Genomic DNA, 13,952 nt, shown 5'->3' with positions numbered 1-13,952 from the left:
AACCCCTGATTGTGAACAAATGCGCAATACACTCCAGTACTGTTGCGTCTGTCCATGACGTCGGGCGGGTCCGTCCGCACCGCTTGGAGAACGCGTTGCAGTCAGGCCCCTACCCCAGCCGGTCCCCGCCCTCCACCGGCGCATAGCCCACCGCTTCGCGTTTCTCGTTCAGCGTCAGGAAGTCCGCGCTGCTGACGCGCTCCCACAGCGCGGTACGATCGGCGGCGAGCGCATCCACGCGGTCGGTGTCGATGTCGATGCGGATGCCGTCACCGAACGCAGGCGCCAGCCATTGCGCCAGTGCGTTGCCGGTGCGCGCCGCCAGCGGCAGCACGGTCTGGCGGAAGAAACTGCGGTTGGCTTCCTGGAAATTCGCGAATGTATTGTCGCCGGGAATCCCGAGCAGCATCGGCGGCACGCCGAAGGCCAGCGCGATTTCGCGCGCGGCGTTGTGCTTGGCGTCGAGGAAATCCATGTCTTTCGGCGTCAGCGACATCGCCTTCCAGTCGAGCCCGCCTTCCAGCAGCAGCGGCCGCCCGGCATTCGATGCGCCCTGATAATTGCCCTCGAGTTCGCGCTTGAGGCGATCGAACTGCGGCTCGGACAGCACCGATCCCTCCGGTCCCGCATAGACCAGCGCGCCCGACGGCCGCGCCGCATTGTCGAGCAGCGCCTTGTTCCATTTCGACGAGGCATTGTGGGTGTCGAGCGCCGTCGCGGCCGCGTCGATCGGTGCCAGACCATAGTGATCGTCGAGCGGATGAAAGAAAGTCAGATGCAGGATCGGCGGTACGCCCGACGCCTGCTGATCGAAGCGCACGCTGCGGCCGCCGACGCTGTAGTCATAGGCCTCGGCCCAGCCATCGCTGCCAGGCACGACTTTCATGCGATCCGGCCGCAGCGCGTAGAGTTCGCGGACCTCATGCTGCCGCACCTGCGTGTCGAGCGTCACGGCTTCGATATAGGCATTGCCGGCGAGCAGCAGATGCGCATAGAGCGTCTCGAAGAACACCCCGCCATCCTGCCGCGGATTCGGCCGCGTCAAGAGTTGCGCCAGCGGATGCGCCTCGCGTTCCGGCGCGCCGTCGAAGACGAGAAAGCTGCACGCCGCGGCATTCTCCGCGATCAATCGCACGGCGCGGTGCACGATAGCATTGGAGAGATAGCCTTCGCGCGCCAGCGCTGCAAAATCCTTCGGCGTCCATCGCGCACGCCCGCCGCTCTCGAATGCGAGCACGCGCGCGGTGCACGACGCCTTCGCTTCAGGTGCGGCCAGATAGGCTTTCAAGCGATCGAACATGATATGATCCAATTCAACTGTGCACGGGACACGAGGTCACAACACCCTGATCCTTGGCCCATCCCCGCGCGGCACCAGCGCCAGCGAGGCAACCGCCCAGACCATGGCGTCGAGACGATCCGGCGAGTGCCCCGACGACAGCCCCGAACTTGCGAAGTCGCACATCTCGTCTTCGAGCGCGGCAAAACTGCCGGCGTGCTTCACGCGCCCCTGCTCGTACAGTGTCGCCACCGGCTCGGCGCGCAGCCATTTGCCGCGCAAGGCGCGGACCGGCGTTACAGGCACGGTATGATCCACCTCGTTGATCACACTGCGCACCATCTCGCCGCCCTGGTTGACTTCGACCACCAGCGCGTCGGCCTCCAGCCTGCGCCACAGCGCGATCGCCTTGTTAGCCCAGGCCGTCGGCGTCACTGCCGATACGGTGTCATCGGCCATCACATAGACCGTGCCGTCCTCAGCGATCCCCGCCGCAACGATGCCGCAGGCATCCGCACGTTTGCCCGACGACACTGGCGGATCGACAGCCACGACGATGCGCTGCAATGGCGGCACCTCGCGCACGCGGCATCGTTCGAGCAGCGCGCGCGACCACAATGCATCGGGCCGGTCCTCGATGATCTCGCCGTCCAGTTCCTGCCGTCCCAGCCGCGTGCCGGCATAGCGGCCCATCACGCTCTGCAAAAATGTCGGCGCGAGATTGAATGCATTGACCACGGTCGCGGCGCGCGTCGTCGCCGTCGTCGGATCACCCATCAACCGCTTCAGCAGCGCCGTCGGCCGAGGCGTCGTAGTGATCATCTGCCGCGGCTGGCGGCCCAGCCGCAGGCCGAATTGCAGCATGTCGAAAGCGGCTTCGGCATAACGCCATTTCGCCATCTCGTCGGACCATGCGCAGGAGAATTGCGGGCCGCGCAGGCTCTCGGGGTCCTCCGCGGAAAACACCTGAGCGACCGCGCCGTTGCTCCATTCCAGCCGCTTGCGCGACGGCATCCAGACCGGGCGCTCGTGATCCGGATGCACACTGAGCAGCCCGGACACTCCCTCGATCATCACTTCACGCACGTCGTGTTCGGTTTCGCCAACAAGCGCAATGCGACGGGCTTTTTCGTGCGCCAGTGGCGCCTGACCGAGCGCCTGCGCACGCACCCATTCGGCACCGGCGCGTGTCTTGCCTGCGCCTCGTCCGCCAATCATGAGCCATGTCAGCCACGGCGCACCATTCGGCGCGATGTCAGGCGGCACCTGATGCGCATGCGCGAAGACATTCCAGCACTCACTCAGGAAGCCTCTCTCGCCCGGCGTCATTCCCGTCGACAGGAATTGGCGGTCGCCCGCCAGGCCGTCTTGCAAGACGTTCAGCAATGCGTCGACGGAGTTCGTCGAGGTCTCGGGGACGGTCGTCATCTTCGGCGGACCTCTGTTCGTTGCCGCCCTGCACTTTCTTCAGTTCGGTCAATGTGCGCGCCAGGGAAGCCAGCGTGCGGGCGCGGCGCTCGGCCTCTGTGCGCAACGCTTCATTCAAGCGCCGGCGGCCAACGATCTTCTGGATCGAATCGAGTTCGCGTTCGATGGCATGGGTAACGCGATCGGTCAGCGGCGCATCAGGCGGCAAATCATTGAACTGATCGACGGCCGTTCGCCGTCTTGCACGCGGAGCGCTGGACCGCTTCTTGGCAACAGCTTTCATTGCGGCCGGTCGCTTCTTGATTTGAGTTGGAGGTATATCAACTTCAGCAGCAGATGATGGTTTCGGCCTCCCCGGTCCGGCGAAGATTGTCGTTGCCGCAATCGTCCTCTTCCGGGCCGCCACACTGGCTCGGATTTTTTCAGCGGCTGCTGCCATGGTGGCCGGGTCAACGGCGCTCCATGTCTTCTGTGAATTCTTCACTTTCGAGTTCTTGGAGCTCTTCTTCGCCGCCCTTGGTTTCCGCGCGGCCTTGACAACGACAGCAGCCCGCGCCGGCGTTCTCGCCGGGCGGGCTATGGGCTTTCTGACCATGTTGGGAACTCGTTGCTGCTGTCAGTCGATCATGCCGGACTGACTGAAATTGATCGGCCGATCGCCGAAACCGATCACGTCCTGAAGAACACAAACCAGACCACGCCGAGGATCAACACAGCGAGGCCGAGGCTGATCGCCAAAAGCGCGAGGATCGACGGGCCCGGTTCGGCCTGGCGTGCCTCCGTCGCGGATTCGACGATCTGCTCTTTTTGCTTGGTTGCCGAATTCCTGATTATCATGGCACCCTCGTTTGGCTTGCTGTTGGATGCCGATGAGATTCCTTGCGGCACCGTATGGAAAGCAACGCAGGATTTGGATCGATGTTCCGGATATTCACCGCACACCGGGCTAAACAGCGCGGCGCAGATTCGCCGCCAATCAGCAGCGGCGTTTCCTGCGAACCCAATTGTGGAGCATGCCGCAAACCTACTTCGACAGCGCAACGCTGTCAAGGCTAAAAATCCTAGAATTTGAATTTAGTCCTGAAATCGGAATTTTGTCCGCGCGATCAACGCGCTGGCTATCGCGGCGGCTGCGACCACGCCGCTCCCGGCGCACCGGTGATCTTGCCGGGATAGTCGATATTGACCACGCAATTGCCGCGCAACGCAGCCGCGGCCTGCAGGCACTGCTGATAGTCGAAGAACCGGCAGATCTGCGGCACACTCCCCGGCCCGCGGGGGCCGCCGGTCAACACGCAGAACGGCGGAATACCGGAGCTGGCCGCGACCGATGGCCGCGCCTGCGCAGAATCCACAGCCGGCAACGACGCCGACGCGATTGCAATCGCGGCCACAGCCCATAGGAGCCTGCGAATCCTTGTTGTCATCGATGCGTCCTTCACGAGCGGGCGATCACTCACCGCGCGCGCCGGCGACGTTGTGGCGCGGGTTCCGTGGCAGCTCCGCCGCGATACTCGACATTGCCCACGCAGTTGCCTCGCGTACCGACGGCAGCATTGATGCATTGCTGGTAGTCAGAAAAGATGCAGTTGCTGACATAGGAGGATTCGCCGTTGGCGCCACTCTGGGCGATGCAGAATTGCGCACCAGCCGCCGAGGCCGGCGTTGCTCCCGCGAGGACGAATGCCGCAAATCCCAAACCGGCCAATGCCGAAAGCTCCAAACGCGAATTCAATGTCATGATGGTCATCCATATGAAAATGCGCAGGCTCGAGGCCCGCGCACGATCATATAGGGTGCAGCACCGCAATCGATAGGACATTCACAACATTGCGTTTCGACAAGACAGCCATGTCTTTTGTCGATTGCAATGGCGGCGCGCCCGGCACCGGCCGGTCTTCGCTGCCCTATTTCAGCGAGGTATTCACGGCGGCGTAGCGCCCGTTCAGCGTGGTACCAAGGCCCTGCACGGCCACGATGATCGCGAGACTGATGCCGGCAGCGATCAGCGCATATTCGATGGCCGTCGCACCGGACTCATCGTCGATAAATTTCGAAATCAAACGCAACACGGAAATCTCCTCATACGGCCGCGGATTTCTTCCACGCCGTCCCCTGAAAACTGCACTCAACCTAAGCGGCAGAGGTTGCAGGAAGGTTCACCAACAGGCTCAATTATGAATTAATCATGCGGTAACTATATGTGCGCTCGCCCGGAGCAGCGGGACTTGGGAGTATCGTGGAGCCGGGTATCGTCTGCATTTCAGCTTGCGCTTAACCAGAAGTGTCGAGGCTTGTCCCAATGGCATCTGAACCTGTCGCAGGCAGCCAATCCGTCGCGGCGTTCATTCCCGAATTCGAGCATCTTGTCGTAGAGGTCATGAAGGAGTGGAAGGTCCCGGGCCTCGCCGTCGCTATCGTGCAAGACTTGGAGGTTGCGTTCGTCGGGACCTATGGCCTTCGCGATATCGAAGCCGGCCTGAACGTCACGACGGATACGCAGTTTCAAATCATGTCGGTCTCGAAGTCGTTCGCTGCTACGGGCCTGGCTTTATTGGTTGACGAGCGACGCATGGATTGGAAGAAGCCGGTGCGGGAATACATCCCGGAATTCCGGCTCTATGACACCGTTGCGAGCGACCGCGTCACGGTGCGCGATCTGCTATGCCACCATTCCGGATTACCACGTCACGATTGGATCTGGCTGCCCGGCGATCTGTCACCCGCCCAAATGCTGGCAGCGCTGCCCTATCTCGAACCGAGCGCCGACATTCGCAGCGCCTTTCAGTATTCGAACCTCGGCTACCTCATTGCGAGCGTGGTGGCCGAGCGCGTCAGCGGCCGGAATTGGGCCGACTTCACCCGCTCGCTGACCGACAAGCTGGACATGAAGGTGACGTTCACTGTGGAGGAGCTTGCCGCAGCTACCGACGCGGCCGTGCCCTACGGGATGATGGGAGACACTTGTCAGCGCACGAAACTCTGGCCCATCAGCGTGCCGGCTGCGGGCGGCATGAGCACGTCGATTACAAGCTTCGCGAACTGGCTTCGTTTTCATCTCGGCCAGGGCGCGTTTGAAGGACAACGTCTTCTGTCATCCGGCTTGATACAGGAGCTCCAGAAGCCGCGCGTGCATGTCGGGGCAACCGGATTCGCCGAATACAGCGATGTGCATTACGGTTTCGGCTTCCGCTCGCACTGGTATCGCGGAGAGCGCGTGGTGTGGCACGGAGGCGGCTTCACCGGCACGAATGCGCTGATGACGATGTTGCCCGATCGCAGCGTCGGTGTCGCGGTGCTCGCCAATAATGGCATGACTCCGATACTCGCTCCGCACATCCTCGCGAATTATGTCTTCGACCGCGTCTGCGGCAAGGAACCGGTACCCTGCTTCGGTCGCTTCCGCGAGCAACGCCGCAAATTCGTGACGCAATACGAGGCTTGGCTGCAGGCCGGGAAAGCCGCACCGACGCCGGCCACCGAGCCGCACCGTGACCTCGCGGATTATGCCGGTGACTACGAGCATCCTGGCTACGGCCGCATGACGATCACGCATAGCGAAGGCAAATTACATTGGGCGTTCCGCGGCATGTCCGAGCCACTCGCTCATCGGGGCTCGGACACGTTCGAGCTGCCCGAGGCACCCGATTCACCGGGCGGCCTGATGCCGAGCCGAATTTCCCTCTCATTTTCCACTGGCGAAGACGGGAATATTGCGAGCGTGGCAGTCCCGCTCGAACCGCTGGTCAAGGACATCGCCTTCACACGCATTGCAGCGGGGCATGCCTGAAGTCGGATGACGGGTTTCGCCCTACTCCGAAACCAGTGACGGCTTCGCCTTTGCTGGCCCGGCCAGCGGGCGTTCTTCCATCAGCAGCAGGAACAGTGTCGACAGCGCCAGCAGGGCTGCCGCGGCTTCGAACACGTAACGGAAGGCGCTGACCATATCGCTGGCCGCGATCGGATGCGTGCTGGCGGCATGCTCGCCTGAGATCGAGATGTCCGTGCCGAGCGCCATCAGGAGAATGGTGGTGAAGGCGGCGACGGTGAAGGACGCCATCAGCGCGCGAAAGAAGTTCATGGCGCCGGTCGCGGTCCCGATCTGCGGGCGTGGCACGGCGTTCTGGATCGACACCAGGCTGACCGGAAATGCCGTGCCGAGCCCGATGGAGAACAGGCCGAGCATCGTGAGCAGCGCCCAGAGTGGCAGCGGCGTCGCGAGCGCCAGCGCCAGACCCATCAGCGCCGACATGGCGGTGCCGGCGATGGCCACGCGCTTGTAGTGTTTCGCCTTGGTCATCATGTGGCCGGCAAAGGCAGCGCCGCCGACTGACACCGCCGCGATCGGGATCAGCGCAACGCCGGCTTGACCTGCAGTCAGGCCGTAGACCACTTCGTAATAGAGCGGCATGTGTACGGTCAGCCCGAGCATCGCACCCATCGCGCAACCGCCGGCGGCCATCGCGAAAGGCACCACCGAGCCCGACATCAGCGGCAGCGGCAGGAACGGCTCGTCGTGATGGATCGCATGCCAGATGAAGGCGAAAGCCATCACCGCTGCAGCGCCGATCATTGCGACAATGGTCGGCGACGCCCATGAAAATTTGGTGCCGCCCCATGTCAGCACCAGCATGAAGACAACGGCCGAGGCCATCAGCAGCATGCCGCCGAACCAGTCGACCTTGCGGCGGCGATGAAACACAGGAAGCTTCTTCATCTTCGGCAGCAACAGCGCCAGCGATCCCACACCGAGCGGAATGTTGATCCAGAAGATCATCGACCAGTGCAGATGTTCGGCGAACAGGCCGCCGATGATCGGGCCGCCGATGCCGGCCGCCACCCACACGCCGCTGAAATAAGCCTGATACTGGCCGCGCTCACGCGGCGACACCACGTCGGAAATCACCACCTGCACGATGGGCAGGATGCCGCCGCCGCCGAGGCCCTGCAGGGCACGTGCGATGATCAGCACGATCATGTTCGGCGCCAATGCGCACATGATCGAGCCAACCATGAACAGCGACATCGCGGTGATGATCATCGCGCGGCGACCATAGATATCGCTGAGCGTGCCGAACACCGGCGCCACCGCGGTCGATGCGAGCAGATAGGCGGTGATGACCCAGGAGAGATTGTTCACGTCGGCGAATTGCCGGCCGATGGTCGGCAGCGCGGTGGCGACGATGGTCTGGTCGAGCGCTGCCAGGAACATGGTCAGCAGCAGGCTCATCAGGATGGTGCGGACTTCGGCGGGGGTCAGCGGCGCCTTCACAGTAGGCGCGTCGCCGGGTTCGATTACTTCTGTGGGGATCCGCGACAGTTCCTGCGCGATTTCGTCCGACAGGAGCTCATCCGACGAGATTTCCTCGGGCAATACCTGATCATCGGCCGCTGACCGGCTCTGTCGCTCGAACTTGTTCATGAAACTTCGGATTCAAAGGACTTGGGAGGTAACCCGAGAGCCATATCGGCGCGAACTCCCGCGCACAGACTCTCTTTGAAAGAAATCTATTCCCCTGCTCCGTACAGCAACAGTTGTTTCCTTGCATGGGAGCGTCCCGCGGCAATCATCTGACCGTCATATGCGCGTGATCGGACACCGCGCGCTGCGGATTCTACGCCGGCCGCTTCTTCAGCTTCGCCTTGCGTGGCAGCAGCGCCGGCCAGGTCACAATGTGATCCTGCAACTCGTCGTCGGAGATCGTGTCCTCGCTGCCCTCGACCCGCCCGCGGACCGATACGCCGGCTTCATGGACGGTGTCGGCGCTGCCCGAGATAAGCGGGTGCCACCAGTAGAGATCGCGGCCCTCGGCTGCGAGCTTGTAGCCACAGCTCGGCGGCAGCCAGCTCAGGGTGCGGACATTGTCCGGGGTCAGCCGCACGCAATCGGGAACATGGTCGGAGCGGTTCGGATAATCCTTGCAGGCGCAAAGACCCGCATCGAGCAATCGGCAGGACACATGGGTGTAATAGATCTTGCCGGTATCCTCGTCTTCCAGCTTTTCCAGACAGCAACGTCCGCAGCCGTCGCACAGGCTTTCCCACTCGGCGCCGGACATCTCTTCCAACGTCTTGGTTTTCCAGAACATTCCCTCCTGTGCGGAAGGACGCGGGGGACGCGCGGTCATGCGATTTGAATCGATCCAGGTTGCGGCGAAACGCCCTTCTAGGAGTTGCGGTGCAGGCTCTGCAAGCAACATCGTGTCGGCCGGCTCGCAAACAAGGGCAAAACCGCCAAGCTGTTAGCCCTGTCGTGCAAATGATAAGCAATGCCATTGGTTTATCCGCCCTGCTCGGCTAGAACTTGAACGACTCTCCGGCGGCCGCAAACCTGCCGCCGGGTTGCCGCATTATTTCAGCATGACGTCCGCGCGGTGCCGGTGGGTGCACGCGAACGCTGCAACAAACCAAGGGCCCCTGTGCCTCAGATCGTGCCATCCCGTTGGAAGACCAAATTCCGGCATTTCCTGCTGGATCTGGATGCGCGCATCGATTCCGGCCTGTTCTCGTCCGGCCGCGGCACCCGCGAGCTGTGGGAACGCTACTCCACCTTCATGGACCGCTTCTATGTCGGTCGCTGGAAGCGCTGGGTGTTCATCGAGCCGCTGTCGGAAATGGCCACCATCGGCCTGGGCGGTCTCATCCTCATGCTGGCGCTGGCGCAGCCGGCGTTTCGCGAAACTGCGGACGAAGACTGGCTGAAGAAATCCGACCTCGCGGTGACGTTCCTCGATCGCTACGGCAATCCGATCGGCAGCCGCGGCATCAAGCACAACGACTCCATTCCGCTGGAAGATTTCCCGGATAACCTGATCAAGGCCACCCTCGCCACCGAGGACCGCCGCTTCTACGATCACTTCGGCATCGACATCGCCGGCACCGCGCGCGCTCTGGTCACCAATGCGCAGGCCGGCGGCGTGCGCCAGGGTGGTTCGTCGCTGACGCAGCAGCTCGCGAAAAATCTGTTCCTGTCGAACGAGCGCACCATCGAGCGCAAAGTCAACGAAGCGTTCCTGGCCATCTGGCTGGAAACCCGCCTGACCAAGAACGAAATTCTGAAGCTCTATCTCGACCGCGCTTATATGGGCGGCGGCACGTTCGGCGTCGACGGCGCAGCGCATTTCTATTTCAACAAATCCGCGCGCGACGTGAACCTCGCGGAAGCCGCGATGCTCGCCGGCCTGTTCAAGGCCCCAACCAAATACGCGCCGCATATCAACCTGCCCGCCGCCCGCGCCCGCGCCAACGTGGTGCTCGACAACCTCGTCGATGCCGGCTTCATGACCGAAGGTCAGGTGTTCGGTGCGCGGCGCAATCCCGCCGTCGCCGTCGATCGTCGTCAGGAAATCTCGCCGAACTACTATCTCGACTGGGCCTTCGACGAGATGCGCAAGCTCGTCGATACATTCCCGAAATCCTATGTCGAACGCGTTTTCGTGGTCCGCACCGCCATCGATATGAATGTGCAGCGCGCCGCCGAAGCCGCCGTCGAAAACCAGCTCCGCCAGTTCGGCCGCGACTATCATGCGACGCAGGCCGCCACGGTGGTGTCGGACCTCGAAGGCGGCGTCCGCGCCATGGTGGGCGGCCGCGACTACGGCGCAAGCCAGTTCAACCGCGCGGTGGACGCGATGCGCCAGCCCGGTTCGTCGTTCAAGCCCTATGTCTACACGACGGCGCTGCTCAACGGTTACAAGCCGACCTCGATCATCCTCGACGGCCCGGTCTGTATCGGCAACTGGTGCCCGCAGAACTACGGCCACTCCTATTCCGGCAACGTGACGCTGACGCAGGCCATCACCCGTTCGATCAACGTCGTGCCGGTGAAGATCTCCATTGCGCTCGGCAAGGGGGCGCAGAATCCGGCCAAGGCCGGCCGCGTCAAGATCGTGGAGACCGCGCGCCGCTTCGGCATCACGGCACCGTTGCTCGATACACCGTCGCTGCCGATCGGCTCCACCGAAGTCACCGTGCTCGAACACGCCGTCGCCTATGCGACCTTCCCGAACAAAGGCCGATCGTCGAAGCCACATGCCGTGCTGGAAGTCCGTACCGGCGCCGGCGATCTGGTCTGGCGCTTCGACCGCGACGGCCCGAAGCAGTTGCAGGCGATCCCCGCCTCCGTCGCCTCCGATATGGCCGGCATGATGAGCCACGTGGTCAGCGAGGGCACCGCGCGCCGCGCCGCGCTGGACGGCATTCCGACAGCAGGCAAGACCGGCACGACCAATGCGTATCGCGACGCCTGGTTCGTCGGCTACACCGGCAACTTCAGCTGTGCAGTCTGGTACGGCAATGACGACTACTCGCCGACCAACCGCATGACCGGCGGCTCGCTGCCCGCGCAGACATGGCACGACATCATGGTCGCGGCCCATCAGGGCATCGAGATCAAGGAAATCCCGGGTGTCGGCGCGGGTACCAAGAATCCTGCCGCAGCCGCCTCATCTGTGATGGCCGCCAACGCGCAGGACGCCAAGCCCGGCCCGCCACCGGTGCTGACGCGCCGCGGCGCCGACGTCCTGCTGCGTGTCGAGAAGCTGCTCGACGACGCCGGCAAGACCGCCGGCCGCACATCATCCAACGAACCGTTGAAGCCCCGCGCTTCCTCCGCGTTGGCCTTCCCCGAGAGCTACGCGTCGGCGAATGATGCACCGGATGCCAAAACGACCACATCCGCAACCGCCCCCGCGTCGCGCAAGAACTGAAGCTGCTATCATGACGGTGCGCACGTGCGGCTGATCTTCCTCACGCTTCTGGCGCTCGCGATCGCCACTGCCGTCGGTCTCGGCCTGACCTGGACCACCGCGACCCGCGGCACAGACCTTGGTACACTCACGATCGGTGCATGGACGGCGCGCCCGCGCACCGGCACCAGCGAGATCGATCCCTACGCGCGTGCGTCCATTGCACGGTCGGGCGAATTGCCGATCGGCACGGGCGACGGCGTCACCTTCACTGCCACCACCGACGACAGGAAAAAGCCGCTGGACGGTCGCTGCGATATCGTCGTGTCAGGCGTGACACCGGCTGCGCGTTTCTGGACGCTCTCGCTCTATGACACCAAGGGCCGCCTGGTGCCCAACACATTGCAGCGCTACGGCTTCACCAGCCAGGAAGTGGTGCGCAATGCCGACGGCGCGTTCGAGATCCGCATCGCTGCACGCTCGCGCGCGGGCAACTGGCTGCCGACATCAGCGCTGGAACGCTATGTGTTGATGCTGCGGCTGTACGATACGCCGGTTGGCGTTGCCACCCGGACGCAGAAAGACGCACCGATGCCCGCCATCGCCACGGTGAGCTGCCCATGATCCGGCTGATGTTCGCGCTCATCGGGGGTGTCGTGCTTGGCGGCATCGTGCATCTTGTCAGCGTGCTGGCGCTGCCGCGTATCGCGACGCAGGACGCCTATTCGCGCCTCGCTTCGGTGACGAAAGAAAATGCGGTGACAGCATTGCCGCAGACCGAGCCGGCCAATGCGCTGCTGCCATTCATGGACCCGGCCTTCGCCATGGCGGTCTGCCGCTACGACCTAGCCAAAGGACCGATCAAGCTCACCGTGCCGGTCAGCCAGTCCTACACGTCGGTGTCGTTCTATACCCGCAGCGACGTCGCTTACTACGCGATCAACGACCGCTCCGCCGGCCGCCGCGTCATCGAGCTCGATCTGATGACCGAGGCGCAGCACGAAGCGCTGCCCGAGGAAGAGGACGTCACGTCCGCCGACCGCCTCATCATCGACTCGCCGACCGCGACCGGCCTGATCGTGCTGAAGGCGCTCGCCGCCGAACCCGGCCTGATGATCCAGGCACAGGCATCCCTCGCCGCATCGAATTGTCGGGTGCAGACCGATCCGCCGGCTGCGCCGGTGAAGGGCAAGCGCTGATAAGCGATCGTCATCGTAGGATGGGTAGAGCGTCTTCGCGAAACCCATCATGTCGTCGTGTGTATTTGATGGGTTTCGCTGCGCTCTACCCATCCTACGTGCGCTATCCCGTAGCCAGCGGCGTGCCGATATCCGCCACGAGCTTCACGAGATCAGCCTGCCGTGACCTGCCGGTCTTGGCGTAGATCCGGTTGAGATGTGTCTTCAGCGTATTCTCCGAGATCCCGAGCGAAGTGGCCGTCTGGGACGGGTTGAGCCCCTTTCCGGCGCTCACGAGCACGCGCGCTTCGGCGGGCGTGAGCTCGAACAGCGTTGTCAACACGGCCTCCGGCATTGGAGAGGCCGAGGTCGTTGTCGAGACGAAGACGGCCGCACATGCGGGGCGAAAAGCGGCGCGCGCCGTACCAGCGGTCAAAGGCAGGACATAGGCGACCGCGGGCGGTTGTCCTGCCGCCGACACCGGCAAGCCAATGCCTTTGGCGCCGAGCGAGAGGTCCGAGGCAGCGCTTGCGATCGCCTGCAGCAAGGCGTCGCCCATCAATGCGTTCTGTGCCTGAATGGTTCGCCCCTGACGCAGGATCGGACCATCAGTTGCGAACATGCGTTCGGCACTTGCATTGGCATGGAGCACCGATCCGGCCGCGTCGGTCAACACGACGGGCACCGCGAGGTTCTCAAGCGATTCACGAAACAGCTGCGCGGTCACGCGCACGTCATCGAGCAGGTCGCTGATCATCGCGGCCCTGCGCAAATGCGGAGACAGCAAGGTCAGAAACCGTTGATCCTCGGCAGATACGGCAGCCTTGTCCGCCCAGGTGGTGCAGCCGAGCAGACCGATGCGGTCCGGCGTGTGGACGAATTTGACAATGCACCCTTCCCGCAATCCCTGCGGTCCGGCCCAATTACGAAAGAAAGCGGTCTGCTGCAATTCACTTTCGGGCATCAGCGAGAGCGTGGATACGGGCGTATCGATATCGCCGACCACTGCAGCCTTCAGGCCCGGAATATCATCGAAACTGTAGTCCTGCAGCGCGCGCATGCGCTCGGCATCCCAGGGCGATTGGGCAGCAAACCGGCCGTGATTGTCCGACGTGCCAGCGAGCGCAATCGTGGTGTAGGCCGCATCCATCGTCTGTGTGATGCGGGTGAGAACACGCGACCATCCCTCACGGTTCAGAACGCAGTCGTAGATATCTCCGATGATTGAAGAGAGTACGTCATTGTCGACAACGTCCATGAACATTCCAAATCCGTGATTGCGCGCGCTCTGGTGTGGCAGGGCGAGATCGAAGTCAATTTCCGGACGCGCACACGCAGCATATTTTACCACATCACACTTCGGGGTGACGACACGGAATT

Annotated in this window: 14 protein-coding genes; 5 read left to right on the top strand and 9 right to left on the bottom strand. The window is 63.0% G+C overall.

Annotated features, from left to right (window positions below; all coding sequences use genetic code 11):
• Positions 1-109: 109 nt before the first annotated feature.
• The 3 genes from AB8B02_RS07045 to AB8B02_RS07035 are packed head-to-tail and all read right to left on the bottom strand — an operon-like array spanning position 110 to position 3,302.
• Positions 110-1,300: a phage portal protein gene (locus tag AB8B02_RS07045; RefSeq protein ID WP_439063525.1), complete on the bottom strand. Its 1,191-nt coding sequence runs from the start codon at positions 1,298-1,300 to the stop codon at positions 110-112.
• Positions 1,301-1,336: 36 nt separating this feature from the next.
• Positions 1,337-2,608: a DNA-packaging protein gene (locus tag AB8B02_RS07040; protein ID WP_439064606.1), complete on the bottom strand. Its 1,272-nt coding sequence runs from the start codon at positions 2,606-2,608 to the stop codon at positions 1,337-1,339.
• The gene (locus AB8B02_RS07035) at positions 2,577-3,302 is read right to left on the bottom strand and encodes a hypothetical protein (RefSeq protein ID WP_439063524.1); all 726 of its coding nucleotides are present in this window, start codon (positions 3,300-3,302) and stop codon (positions 2,577-2,579) included. Before AB8B02_RS07035 ends, AB8B02_RS07040 begins: the two co-directional genes overlap by 32 nt.
• Positions 3,303-3,314: 12 nt before the next feature.
• Here AB8B02_RS07035 and AB8B02_RS07030 point away from each other — a divergent pair, with 12 nt between their 5' ends.
• The gene (locus AB8B02_RS07030) at positions 3,315-3,779 is read left to right on the top strand and encodes a hypothetical protein (RefSeq protein ID WP_170849707.1); all 465 of its coding nucleotides are present in this window, start codon (positions 3,315-3,317) and stop codon (positions 3,777-3,779) included.
• 46 nt (positions 3,780-3,825) lie between these two features.
• Here AB8B02_RS07030 and AB8B02_RS07025 read toward each other — a convergent pair whose 3' ends face one another.
• From AB8B02_RS07025 to AB8B02_RS07015, 3 genes are all read right to left on the bottom strand, one after another.
• Entirely contained in the window at positions 3,826-4,134 is a 309-nt protein-coding gene (locus tag AB8B02_RS07025) for a hypothetical protein (protein ID WP_139285854.1), read from the bottom strand.
• A gap of 29 nt (positions 4,135-4,163) precedes the next feature.
• A complete protein-coding gene (locus AB8B02_RS07020) occupies positions 4,164-4,448 on the bottom strand; it encodes a DUF3551 domain-containing protein (RefSeq protein WP_439063523.1) in 285 nt (94 codons plus the stop codon).
• Positions 4,449-4,614: 166 nt separating this feature from the next.
• Positions 4,615-4,779: a Flp family type IVb pilin gene (locus tag AB8B02_RS07015; protein WP_093759013.1), complete on the bottom strand. Its 165-nt coding sequence runs from the start codon at positions 4,777-4,779 to the stop codon at positions 4,615-4,617.
• A gap of 230 nt (positions 4,780-5,009) precedes the next feature.
• Between AB8B02_RS07015 and AB8B02_RS07010 the strand changes: the two genes are divergently transcribed.
• A complete protein-coding gene (locus AB8B02_RS07010) occupies positions 5,010-6,497 on the top strand; it encodes a serine hydrolase (protein WP_439063522.1) in 1,488 nt (495 codons plus the stop codon).
• A gap of 21 nt (positions 6,498-6,518) precedes the next feature.
• Here the strand turns inward: AB8B02_RS07010 and AB8B02_RS07005 are convergent, their stop codons facing one another.
• Together AB8B02_RS07005 and AB8B02_RS07000 are read right to left on the bottom strand one after the other, a co-directional pair.
• A complete protein-coding gene (locus tag AB8B02_RS07005; RefSeq protein ID WP_439063521.1) occupies positions 6,519-8,129 on the bottom strand; it encodes an MDR family MFS transporter in 1,611 nt (536 codons plus the stop codon).
• A 193-nt stretch (positions 8,130-8,322) separates the two neighbouring features.
• Positions 8,323-8,835, bottom strand: a complete 513-nt coding sequence (locus AB8B02_RS07000) for a YcgN family cysteine cluster protein (protein WP_068730717.1) — start codon at positions 8,833-8,835, stop codon at positions 8,323-8,325.
• 291 nt (positions 8,836-9,126) lie between these two features.
• Here AB8B02_RS07000 and AB8B02_RS06995 point away from each other — a divergent pair, with 291 nt between their 5' ends.
• The 3 genes from AB8B02_RS06995 to AB8B02_RS06985 are packed head-to-tail and all read left to right on the top strand — an operon-like array spanning position 9,127 to position 12,593.
• A complete protein-coding gene (locus AB8B02_RS06995) occupies positions 9,127-11,415 on the top strand; it encodes a transglycosylase domain-containing protein (RefSeq protein WP_093759020.1) in 2,289 nt (762 codons plus the stop codon).
• A 24-nt stretch (positions 11,416-11,439) separates the two neighbouring features.
• Positions 11,440-12,018 carry a DUF1214 domain-containing protein gene (locus tag AB8B02_RS06990; protein WP_439063520.1) on the top strand — a complete coding sequence of 193 codons (579 nt, stop codon included), beginning with the start codon at positions 11,440-11,442 and terminating at the stop codon, positions 12,016-12,018.
• Positions 12,015-12,593 carry a DUF1254 domain-containing protein gene (locus AB8B02_RS06985; RefSeq protein ID WP_089267023.1) on the top strand — a complete coding sequence of 193 codons (579 nt, stop codon included), beginning with the start codon at positions 12,015-12,017 and terminating at the stop codon, positions 12,591-12,593. The genes AB8B02_RS06990 and AB8B02_RS06985 overlap by 4 nt, the downstream gene beginning before the upstream one ends.
• Before the next feature lie 103 nt (positions 12,594-12,696).
• Here AB8B02_RS06985 and AB8B02_RS06980 read toward each other — a convergent pair whose 3' ends face one another.
• Positions 12,697-13,830, bottom strand: coding sequence for a helix-turn-helix transcriptional regulator (locus tag AB8B02_RS06980; protein ID WP_175367481.1), 1,134 nt, complete (start codon positions 13,828-13,830; stop codon positions 12,697-12,699).
• Positions 13,831-13,952: the final 122 nt, after the last annotated feature.

This window comes from Tardiphaga sp. 862_B3_N4_1, from assembly GCF_051811085.1.
In the GTDB taxonomy this organism is placed as follows: domain Bacteria; phylum Pseudomonadota; class Alphaproteobacteria; order Rhizobiales; family Xanthobacteraceae; genus Tardiphaga; species Tardiphaga robiniae.
The sequence above is the reverse complement of the archived record's forward strand: the minus strand, read 5'-3'. Positions and strand labels throughout refer to the sequence as shown.

What these genes read in the sequence shown, in the direction of transcription:
- AB8B02_RS07045 (WP_439063525.1), bottom strand. Translation starts at nt 1,300, where the DNA reads ATGTTCGATCGCTTGAAAGCCTATCTGGCCGCACCTGAAGCGAAGGCG.
- AB8B02_RS07040 (WP_439064606.1), bottom strand. Translation starts at nt 2,608, where the DNA reads ATGACGCCGGGCGAGAGAGGCTTCCTGAGTGAGTGCTGGAATGTCTTC.
- AB8B02_RS07035 (WP_439063524.1), bottom strand. Translation starts at nt 3,302, where the DNA reads ATGGTCAGAAAGCCCATAGCCCGCCCGGCGAGAACGCCGGCGCGGGCT.
- AB8B02_RS07025 (WP_139285854.1), bottom strand. Translation starts at nt 4,134, where the DNA reads ATGACAACAAGGATTCGCAGGCTCCTATGGGCTGTGGCCGCGATTGCA.
- AB8B02_RS07020 (WP_439063523.1), bottom strand. Translation starts at nt 4,448, where the DNA reads ATGACATTGAATTCGCGTTTGGAGCTTTCGGCATTGGCCGGTTTGGGA.
- AB8B02_RS07010 (WP_439063522.1), top strand. Translation starts at nt 5,010, where the DNA reads ATGGCATCTGAACCTGTCGCAGGCAGCCAATCCGTCGCGGCGTTCATT.
- AB8B02_RS07005 (WP_439063521.1), bottom strand. Translation starts at nt 8,129, where the DNA reads ATGAACAAGTTCGAGCGACAGAGCCGGTCAGCGGCCGATGATCAGGTA.
- AB8B02_RS07000 (WP_068730717.1), bottom strand. Translation starts at nt 8,835, where the DNA reads ATGACCGCGCGTCCCCCGCGTCCTTCCGCACAGGAGGGAATGTTCTGG.
- AB8B02_RS06985 (WP_089267023.1), top strand. Translation starts at nt 12,015, where the DNA reads ATGATCCGGCTGATGTTCGCGCTCATCGGGGGTGTCGTGCTTGGCGGC.
- AB8B02_RS06980 (WP_175367481.1), bottom strand. Translation starts at nt 13,830, where the DNA reads ATGGACGTTGTCGACAATGACGTACTCTCTTCAATCATCGGAGATATC.